The organism is Bavariicoccus seileri WCC 4188, from assembly GCF_000421665.1.
Taxonomy (GTDB): domain Bacteria; phylum Bacillota; class Bacilli; order Lactobacillales; family Aerococcaceae; genus Bavariicoccus; species Bavariicoccus seileri.
Genome location: NZ_ATXL01000059.1, coordinates 1 through 10,247 on the forward strand (window position 1 = coordinate 1; position 10,247 = coordinate 10,247).

Consider the following 10,247-nt stretch of genomic DNA (forward strand, 5'->3'; position numbering starts at 1 on the left):
GCTTTATCTTATTCAAATGCTGATTGGCGGTTCTCCTGGAGGTACTGCGGGTGGGATAAAAACAACGACGATTTTAGTCGTACTACTTTTCTTCTATCACGAAGTAAGAGATTTAAACCACGTCAACATTTTTAATCGAACTATTAACCCGATAGTTTCGCCTTGTTCATACATTAGGAATATTGTTTCTCGCTCATTCATGGTAAGATGTGTGTATGGATTCATAGCTTTCTCCTTCTAATAGTTGGTTGGTACATCTATTTTATAGGAAAACTATGGATCTTTTTTTATTTTATTATTGTTGTTGCACTTAAATTGTAAATTCGTCACCAAAAAAATGGGTAGGTAAAACAATCCATGCCCTCAATTTACTACAACGATACCAAATGAATGTGCTTGGTTTTAGACTTAAAGCTAATGAATCCCTAAATATCACTTTTAATAGGGATACTGTGATTACTGGTGAAGAACGTATTGTAGCCTTAGCAGAACAAAACGCACTGGATCAGCTCGACTTTCTTAATTATCTATAAGTTATACACAGACTTATCCACAGCAATTGCTGTGGATTCCTTTTTGTATCGCGGTTTTTCACCACAGGTCCAGTGAAAACACCGATTGTAAATGCTTGGTTTTCCCACCTTTTTATCAACAGTATTCACACCTGTCAATGACCCTAGGATATCCTTGTCATAGCAACAAAAAATAAGGTTTGTAACATTGCTGTTACAAACCTTATCCACAACTTATCCACAGTATGTACGTTCGCATAATGGGCTTTTCGTTGGCTATATCAATCTTTTTTTGAAAATTATCCTTTCATCTTTTTAAAGAGTTTTCCACTGAGTTATCCACAGACTCTTGAACAGTACGATTATGACATCGCTTCATCCATAGTCACATCAACAGTTTGCTCCTTAGCATCACGGATAATCGTCAACGTCACTTTATCTCCAATCGGACTACTATAGAGAGCTTTTCTTAGAGACACCGTATCCGTTACTTCAGTATCATTATATTTAGTAATGATATCATATTCTTTTAACCCTGCTTTTTCTGCATTACTACCACTAACAACTTGTCCAATGATAACCCCGCTCTTAACATCGCTAGGGATATTCAATTGTGATAAGTTTGATTGGCTCAATTCATTGACGTTGACCATGCTGACACCTAGGACAGGGCGTTTTACTTCGCCATCTTTCTCTAACTCAGCAGCAATTTTTACCACTTCATTACTTGGTATCGCAAATCCCATTCCTTCAACGGTATCACTGCTAATTTTCATAGAATTAATTCCTACTACTTGGCCCGCATCATTCAACAAGGCACCACCAGAGTTCCCAGGGTTGATAGCTGCATCAGTTTGGATAACAGTACTCGTCCAATCAACTGTACCATCACCATCAATATCCACATCTACTGGACGATCCACACCGGAAATGATACCAGAAGTTACGCTTGTAGCGTAATCTAAGCCTAGAGGAGAGCCAATAGCGATAGCCACTTGCCCAACTTTGACTTCATCAGAATCTGCGAATTCTGCCACGGTCGTAATATTATCACTTGGGATTTCTAGTACGGCTAAGTCCGTCCATTCATCACTACCAACTACCTTTGCATCGATATTAGTGCCATCGCTCAAAAGTACTTTGACAGCATCACTTCCCGAGATTACATGGTTATTAGTCACGATATAGGCTTTATCATCATCTTTTTTATAGATGACTCCGCTACCCTCTGAGCTCGTTTGCAAGTCACCTGTTTCTCCACTTTCTGAGTTATCATTATCATCAGTATTATTAAAAAATGGATTGTCATTATGACTCTTTTGCAAGTTGATAACTGAGACTACTGCGTCTTTAGAGTTGTTGAATACTGTAGCAATATTGCTATTAGAACTCCCTTTGTTTTCACTCGTAACAACTGTATTGTCTTCCGTTGTTGGGGTATTTTCAGCTGGGGCTACCGTATCGGAGTCACGAGCGCCATTGCTAGATGGACCTAAATAGCCCGTTTGGAACATAATTGCTATCCCCGCAATCAGAACCAATAATCCTCCTAAAACCCCGGCCACGAAATTTTTTAGTAATTGATGTTTATTATTTGCTGCCATGTTTAGTAAACTCCTCTCTAGTGTTCTTGATACGCTAATAGTGTAGCGCAAAAATGTGAATAATTCGTGATCAAGCTATTGTGAATTGATTAAATTAGAACAAATTGATCATAAACGGGATCATATTTCTACTAATTCTGTCGTTACAACCTTCCAGAACCTTCCCTGTGGCTTGAGCTTCATTATACTATAACTTTCTCCCCAACCAAAAAAATAACTCCATTTTATAAATGGAGTAATGGTTGTGCTATATCAGGATCGCTGACTAATAAATCAAATGCTTGGCCAGGACCAATGTCTGCTTCTTCCATGATTTGAAAAGCTGTCTCATAAGCAATTTGTTTCATGTTGTTCTCATGACTCAAATGTCCCAAATAAATTTGTTTTGTGTGATCTCCAATCATTTCGCTAACTGCTAGCGCACCGTCATTATTAGAAAGATGACCCTCATCACTCAAGATACGTTGCTTCAACGACCATGGATATGGCCCCATTCGCAATAACTCTAAGTCGTGGTTGCTCTCGATCAAATAAGCAGATGCATTTTTGAGAAGATGTCTCAACTTATCGCTCACATATCCCGTATCAGTTAAGATCACAAACTGCTTCCCATCTTTTTGAAATGCATAGAACTGTGGATTGACTGCATCATGACTCACGTTAAAGGACATTACATCGATATCAGAAAATGTTTTTAATTCACCGGGTTCAATAATATGTTGTTGGGCAGTAGGTATGTTACCTACGATTGGCATCATAGCTTGCCAAGTCGCTTCATTTGCATAAACATCTAAATGGTACTTTCGAGCTAGTATCCCCACTCCTTTTGTATGATCACGATGTTCGTGCGTCACTAAAAGAGTATCAACATCATGAAGATCTCGTCCAATACTTGTCATTAATTGTGCTGTTTTTTTCCCTGTCAAACCGCAATCCACTAATATTTTTCGCTTTGGTGTCTCGATGAATGTTGCATTACCGCTGCTTCCACTTGCTAATACACTAATATTGAATCCCTTATTTTCCATTATAATTACTGCTCCGTTTCTAACGCTTCATTGCTTTTTGATTCAGGAATAATAATTGTTTGGTTCAAAGCATCGACCCTTTGCGTCGTTACCGTATCATCTGATAGAATATCAAAATACCAAACTGGTGTATACACGCTCAAGTTATTCAAGCTTAGTATACGATAATAGGCAAGCTTTGAGGTCACAATTTGACTCTCATCTGGTAAATAATCATTCAAATAGAGATACTCGATTGCATCTTTTTCACTGATAACCATCCGATTGACACCTTGTGGCACTAAATCTGGCGCATACTTTTGCGTATAGGAAATGACTTCTCCTTCGCCATTTAAATAAAAGGTCAGGGTTGTCGACTCATCAATGACTGGGACTGTATTGACAAACTGAGTAAAAACGATTTCTCGTCTAGTAGGGTAATAAGCAATGAAATCATAACTCTCTCCATTGATAATCGCCCCACTATTCACGTAGTCCTTTAACGGATCATAACGTGTCTCTTCATTTTCGCTAAAATCGATCACAATTGGCCGGTACAATGTAAACACTTTAGAAGGTTCACTTGTTACGGACAAAGTACCATTTTGCCCCTCTGGATTTTGTATCAGCGTTTGCGCTGGCTGAGACTTGATCAGGGGTAATGATCGTTGTCGCGTTGATAACGATGAATAGGTAATATTTTTATTGATGAGTTCTTGTTGGATATTGATCTCTTGTTGATTTTTAGTTGTCACAACCCCGCGACGGTCAATGTAGGTGAAAACGAGATAAATATTGAGTGCCAAAAAGACAGCAATCAATATCCATTTTGTTCGCTTAAAATCCACTAGCCCTCACCTCCAGATTTTTGCCAATCTTCTAAACTCCGCCAAATATTGTTATATTTAATAAACCACTTAGGCGTAAACTTTGCAACCTTAGAAGATTCTTCACTGGTCGTCCAATCATAACCAATAGAAATATTTTCGATTTGATCCATTTTAAGACCACTCGTTTGTAATAAGCCGATCAACTCTTCTCCCGAAACAAGTGACACATTATTCTGTTCCTCATCTAATTCGATTTGAATACTCTTTGTTGATAATTGGATGAAAGTAGGCCCACCAGTAGCCATGTTGATTTGCATCAAGCCATTATCTGGTTCTCCAAAAACAGGATAACTCTCAAGATATCTTCTGAAGGTAAAGGCGGATTGGGATTGCGATACTGTACCACTATATCTGAATATCCCTGACCAGCTATCTAAACGCCTAACAATATTTAACGCATCACGCAGCACATTGGTATCGGTTGTCGATTGATTCAACTGGTTCTTCCTAAAGGTCATGATATTCGTATTTAAATCAATCTTCAGTTCAGAACGACTATCGTTATATTGAGCAACTGATTCTGACGAACGATTTCTAACGTCAATCGTATCATCAAATAGTTCTTGGATATAAAAGGAAACGGGTTCTTGCTCAATCAAATAGGTGTATTCTGGTAAAGTTGTTTTTTCGATTGGTAAATACTGTGGCCCATTTTTAAGGACAAAGTACTGGACAGGAAAAACGTCCCCACTATCAACGAGTTGAAAGAGATCAGGTATCACATCACCAGTAACATCAGCTTGATAATACTTATTTTGCATGGTATTGACCAAATAGATTTCGGAGGAATCTTCCTGAGGAACAACAATACGGTCAATCGAGATAACGGTATTTTCGCCAGTATCATCACTCACTAGACTTGTAAAGCTAAGTGGCGTCTCAGTATCGTATTCGAGCTGAAGTTCCCCACTGAAAATATCAGTATCAATAAACTCTTTTCCATCCATCTCTGTATCTTCTCTCACATTATCGATTTGATCCACTAGCATGCTATTGGCTTGTGCTACCAAGTTTTTGTTTTGAGTCCGAGAGGGTTGGATACCGTTGTACTTCAATACTGAAACTGGAGAAAAGATAATCTCAGACGACAAATTATTTCGTGGCGAAGAGACATTTGAACCAGGTACAGTTTCAAAATTTGTCACATCACTGGTCGGTCTCCAGACAATAAATACGGTGAGCGCTAAACTCAGAATCACCATCACTACGAGGATAGTCGTCGAAACGTATTTTTTGATCATTCAAACTCACCACTCTCTTCAAAAGGAACATAAGGTAGCGATACAAAGAATGTAGATCCTTCATTTTCAGCACTAACCACCCATATTTTACCGCCATGTAGTTCAACCACTTCTTTTGAGATGGCTAGTCCTAATCCAGTTCCTCCCATTGCTCTTGACCGAGCTTTATCTACACGGTAAAAACGGTCAAACAATTTAGGGATTGCCCTTCTAGGAACACCCATACCTTGGTCGCTGATACTAATTAGAATACTGTCATGTGTCTCCATCAAGCGACAGGTGATCTGACCACCATCTGGAGAATACTTAATAGCATTATTCAAGATGTTATCTATAACTTGAGTAATTTTATCTTGATCGACTTCCACCCACAGATCTGTTTGTGTAAAGTCGCGAATGATTGTATAATTCCGTGTTCGATAGGCCTCATCTTTAATGATTTGGTCAAAGCGATTCAGAATATGGTTGAATAAATCATTCATATTTACAAATTCTTTTTCAAGTGCCATTTTTTCTTGGTCCATCCGCGACAAATTCAGTAGATCACTGATCATCCGGATCATCCGATTAGTTTCTGTTTGAATGACACTTAAAAACTCTGGTGCAACATCCTTATCTTGCCAAGCACCATCTCTTAGTGCCTCTGTATAACTTCTAATACTGGTTAACGGGGTTCTCAATTCATGTGACACGTTTGAAACGAAGCTCCTCCGTTCCTCTTCTATTTTCTCTTGTTCAGTAATGTCTGATAACACACAGATCAAGCCCGAAATAAAACCTGAATCCCTTTGAATCACTGAAAAATCACATTTAATGACACTATCATTCATAGTGATGATTTTTTGCTCTTGATTAGCCAATAGGATTCTAAAGGAATGTGTCTTAGGGAAGGATAGAACTTCTAGAATACTCTCACCTAGAACATCTTCTTCCGTACAATTCAGCAGATCTAAAGCTGCATCATTGACAATTACAATCCGACCGCGACGATCTGTTGCCATCACACCATCAGACATATGCCTTAGGACACTATCCAATCGTTGACGTTCAGATTCTGAAGATTCCTGAGCATCTCGTATCTTGACCGATAAAAGATTGATAGCTTCTCCTAATTGGCCCAGCTCATCCTCACCATAGATCTTCACACTGCCAGAGTAGTTTCCCTCTGATATTTTCTCGGTTTGCTCGTACATATCAGCAATTGGCTTAGTGATTCCTCTTGAAATCAAAATCGCCACAACCATAGTGATAGCAATCGCAACTAATGACGCATTCAAGAATATCAGTGCTATACTTTGCACTTGGTCGTATTGGCTCTCCACATCACCATCTATCACGATGACCGCTTCTGGTACACGGTTTTCTCCCAACCCAACTGGCCCAATCAATCGCATTTGACGGTTATGATGTGTCTCATCCACATACTGATAAGTTGCTACATTGCTATTGATTAAGGATGCTTGTTGTACCCTTAGATCAGTTGACTTTGTTCCTACAGACCCCTGTTTGGTTTGATCATTGGTTCCTAAAATGTAGCCTTGGCGATCAATTACTGTGATAGACACATTATCCGTCGTATTTGAGTCTTGAAGAACTTGATATATGGCTTCTTCTTTTTTGACCTGAGTTTGATCGCTCAGCACGATTGATTCGATATTCGATTTAAAGAATTCGTAGCGCAAATCTAATTGGCTTTCAAAATTCTCGATAGTTTGGTTTTCCAATTGCCGAATAAAGTTTGCTGATATCAACTGCAATGCCATGATTAACATCAATATGAATAATATTGGTATCTTAAACTGTATCGATTGAAAAATAGAAAGTTTATGTTTCATGAGTACCTCTCAGTTTCAAAAAAAGAGCTATGGCAAGGCCACAACTCTTATTGTTCATTGGTTGGATTTTTTAAATAATATCCGACCCCGCGTCGCGTCATTATCCAATTAGGGTGACTTGGAGTATCTTCAATTTTTTCTCTTAAACGCCTGACGGTGACATCGACCGTTCTTACATCTCCAAAGTAATCATAACCCCACACCGTTTGCAATAGATGCTCCCTTGTCATGACTTGTCCAATATGTTGAGCCAAATAATGGAGTAGTTCAAACTCTCGATGTGTAAGCTCTATCTCTTCACCACGTTTGGTAACAATATAGGCATCTTCATGAATGGTCAAACCTCCTATTTCAATATTCGATTTACCATCTTTGCTATCATCGATTGCGGTTTGTCTCACTCGTCTGATGTTGGCTTTGACACGTGCCACTAACTCACGATTAGAAAACGGTTTGGTCACATAATCATCGGCACCGATTTCAAGACCTAAAACCTTATCAATCTCAGAATCTTTAGCAGTCAACATAATGATTGGAATGTGGCTCGTTTTGCGTATTTCTCGGCAAACATCTAATCCTTCAAGCTTTGGCAACATCCAGTCTAAAACGACTAAATCTGGTTGTTCTTTTTCAAAAACTTCTAATGCCTCTTCACCATCGAAAGCTCTTACGACTTCGTAGCCTTCTTTTTCTAAATTAAACTTGATTATATCGGAAATTGGTTTTTCATCGTCAACCACAAGTATCTTGTTCATGTCGACAACCCTCCTTAAATTCATCTAGCTTTCTTATTATACTAAAACGAGGTATACCAGGTCAAAAGCAGTTGTTCTGCTCTCGCTGGCACCTCGCATCGATTTGTCTTTCTTTATCTGATGGTCCTAGCTGATACCATAAGTAAAACAACTATAGTTCAACATTCAGCAATTCAACATTCAACAGAATAACACCTTAGATTTTTTAATACACGAGGACTGGTGTCCCGATTTCTACAGTATCAAACAATTTGGCCATAACCTCGGGTGGTGTATTCACACAACCATTCGAACCTCTTATTTTCCAGTTATCGCCACCATAAGCTGGTTGCCATGGTGAGTCGTGAATACCATAACCATTCCAATTAAACGGCATCCAATAATCAACAGGAGACTCATAATCTTGCCCTGTTCTGTTATTTTCGCCTCTCAGAATGGCATCTCTTTCTTTCTCCCAAACATAAAAAGCTCCAGTTACTGTAGGGGTTTCTGGATGCCCAGTGACCACAGGTGTGTCAAGTGCTAACTTACCATCCTTATAGTACCACATATGTTGGTCTTTGATAGAGACCTCAATATAAGTATTACCAATATCGTCGCCAGTCCCCGTTAGGCCTGATCCATTGATTGTTGGTTGAATAGTCCCATCTTCACCCTTATTCAATTGTGCATATAACTTATCCGCTAAATCACTACTGCTCAAAGTCCAACCGTAAGTTCCAGGTTTGATTTCTACTTCACCATCATTAGTAGATTTAAATTTGCGTGTTTTCTTATAAGTACTAACTTTGTCACTAAAAGCTTCTGCATAAGCAGTAATCTTAGAATAGTCGAACTTTATTTCATCATTCTCAATATAGATCCAATCATGTACATCTTCAGTTGGAACTTCTTCATCTAAACCGTTATAAGCAATTGTTACCACAGTATTTTGCTTATCATTCAGTTCCTCAAGTTGAGATTTCAATTTGTCATCATCTTTTGTGACAGCTACCGGGTAATAGGTCTTAGTCAAATCAATCGTATTTTTGCCTTCACCAAAATTACTAACAATAGCTTCTTTTAATTTTTCAGGGTCAACTTGAGTTCCCGACACCTCAGGTACGATCTCAAACCCTTTGTCCCCCGCTTCAATGTGAGCATCTTCTGATTTTTGTCTGCTGTCATTATCAAGTCCTAGTTGATCAAAGAAGCTTTTATAGGTATTATCATCGATTGTGACGCCGTCTTTACTCAATTTTTGGTTCGTTGATTCAAAGAAAGCAATCGGCCACATTAAAGCATTCTGCCCTTTGAGTTGGTTCTTAAGCGTTGTTGCGATATCAATCGAGATTCCAGCTTCTTTTGGGGTATAGGTAGCTATAGTTTCATTCCCCTCTTGTATGGTTTGTTCAGAATCTAATACCTTGCTATCTAATGTAGCGTTCGCTTGATCAACAGTCTTACAACTCAAGTTTTGATCCTCAAAAACCGTATTAGGTAGGAAGTGAGATTGAAAATAGGTAGCTCCGACACCATACGCTACAACTAATGCAATCACTATTAATGAGAATGTGATCCACAACCCTTTTCTGCTTTTCTGTTTTTTAACATTATGATTACGTCGTTTCATTTATTTGCCACCTTTATAAAGTGTTATTTATCTCAAGTGAATGCCTCAGATATGAGCACTTGAATAATCCCAACTTTGATGGCTCAAATCAACAGAACGCCATCAGAAAAAAACAACAACTTAAATTAATTATAACATCAACTGTAACATTTTTGTAACATCCAAATCTTAAGAATACGCTAATAGTATTATAACTTACTTGTATTCAGTAAAATAGTCTTAGAACTTACTTGTATTCAGTAAAAAATTCCCCTCAGCTTATAATGAGCCTTCTTTATTGAATAGGCCAATTATTACCTTACTTTTCTAATCTTTTTTCAATCAACTAGCTTTCACCATCGTCATCATCAAAGCAGGATTGCTAGTATCCTAAGCAGAATGTGACATAAGAACGATTCTTAAATAGAGCTATTTTGGATTACAAAAAAAGTAACAAAGACCCATTATAGATCTTTGTTACTTTAATTAAATAGCGCGGCGATACCTACCCTCACAGGGGGAAACCCCCAACTACTATCGGCGCCGAGAAGCTTAACTACTGTGTTCGAGATGGGAACAGGTGTATCCTTCTGGCAATCATCACCACACTAATCGAAAGAACATTGTCCTCTAAAAACTGAATCTAACAATAACTTCCTTGCTCTAAACCCATCTACCCAAAACTGAATCTTCTTGAAGCCAAAATTGGATAAGTCCTCGATCGATTAGTACTGGTCCGCTCCATTTATCACTAAATGTCCACTTCCAGCCTATCTACCTGATCGTCTCTCAGGGATCTTACTCTTTTAAAA

General features: G+C 38.4%; 7 protein-coding genes, 2 rRNA genes and 1 pseudogene. 1 reads left to right on the forward strand and 9 read right to left on the reverse strand.

The window, feature by feature from the left end; genetic code table 11:
* Positions 1–16: 16 nt before the first annotated feature.
* Positions 17–151, forward strand: a pseudogene (locus H541_RS13780) (potassium transporter TrkG); the annotation flags it as partial.
* A gap of 723 nt (positions 152–874) precedes the next feature.
* On the opposite strand, the gene H541_RS12295 reads toward H541_RS13780, so the two are convergent.
* From H541_RS12295 to H541_RS0109745, 9 genes are all read right to left on the reverse strand, one after another.
* On the reverse strand, positions 875–2,116 hold the full coding sequence (locus tag H541_RS12295; protein WP_022797115.1) for a S1C family serine protease: 1,242 nt from the start codon (positions 2,114–2,116) through the stop codon (positions 875–877).
* Positions 2,117–2,340: 224 nt separating this feature from the next.
* On the reverse strand, positions 2,341–3,144 hold the full coding sequence (locus H541_RS0109710; RefSeq protein WP_022797116.1) for an MBL fold metallo-hydrolase: 804 nt from the start codon (positions 3,142–3,144) through the stop codon (positions 2,341–2,343).
* A gap of 5 nt (positions 3,145–3,149) precedes the next feature.
* Positions 3,150–3,971: a two-component system regulatory protein YycI gene (locus H541_RS0109715; RefSeq protein WP_022797117.1), complete on the reverse strand. Its 822-nt coding sequence runs from the start codon at positions 3,969–3,971 to the stop codon at positions 3,150–3,152.
* Complete coding sequence (locus tag H541_RS0109720; RefSeq protein WP_022797118.1) at positions 3,971–5,254, reverse strand: YycH family regulatory protein; 1,284 nt, start codon at positions 5,252–5,254, stop codon at positions 3,971–3,973. Before H541_RS0109720 ends, H541_RS0109715 begins: the two co-directional genes overlap by 1 nt.
* Entirely contained in the window at positions 5,251–7,089 is a 1,839-nt protein-coding gene (gene walK / locus H541_RS0109725) for a cell wall metabolism sensor histidine kinase WalK (protein ID WP_022797119.1), read from the reverse strand. Before walK ends, H541_RS0109720 begins: the two co-directional genes overlap by 4 nt.
* Positions 7,090–7,136: 47 nt before the next feature.
* Complete coding sequence (yycF, locus tag H541_RS0109730; protein ID WP_022797120.1) at positions 7,137–7,844, reverse strand: response regulator YycF; 708 nt, start codon at positions 7,842–7,844, stop codon at positions 7,137–7,139.
* Between the two features lie 205 nt (positions 7,845–8,049).
* On the reverse strand, positions 8,050–9,456 hold the full coding sequence (locus tag H541_RS12300; protein ID WP_022797121.1) for a L,D-transpeptidase family protein: 1,407 nt from the start codon (positions 9,454–9,456) through the stop codon (positions 8,050–8,052).
* A gap of 472 nt (positions 9,457–9,928) precedes the next feature.
* A 5S ribosomal RNA gene (gene rrf, locus H541_RS0109740) occupies positions 9,929–10,043 on the reverse strand.
* Positions 10,044–10,140: 97 nt separating this feature from the next.
* A 23S ribosomal RNA gene (locus H541_RS0109745) occupies positions 10,141–10,247 on the reverse strand; the annotation flags it as partial.

Bases quoted from the DNA above. Each gene is read 5' to 3' on its own strand.
- yycF (WP_022797120.1), bottom strand. From the start codon at position 7,844: ATGAACAAGATACTTGTGGTTGACGATGAAAAACCAATTTCCGATATA.
- H541_RS12300 (WP_022797121.1), bottom strand. From the start codon at position 9,456: ATGAAACGACGTAATCATAATGTTAAAAAACAGAAAAGCAGAAAAGGG.
- H541_RS0109710 (WP_022797116.1), bottom strand. From the start codon at position 3,144: ATGGAAAATAAGGGATTCAATATTAGTGTATTAGCAAGTGGAAGCAGC.
- H541_RS12295 (WP_022797115.1), bottom strand. From the start codon at position 2,116: ATGGCAGCAAATAATAAACATCAATTACTAAAAAATTTCGTGGCCGGG.
- H541_RS0109720 (WP_022797118.1), bottom strand. From the start codon at position 5,254: ATGATCAAAAAATACGTTTCGACGACTATCCTCGTAGTGATGGTGATT.
- walK (WP_022797119.1), bottom strand. From the start codon at position 7,089: ATGAAACATAAACTTTCTATTTTTCAATCGATACAGTTTAAGATACCA.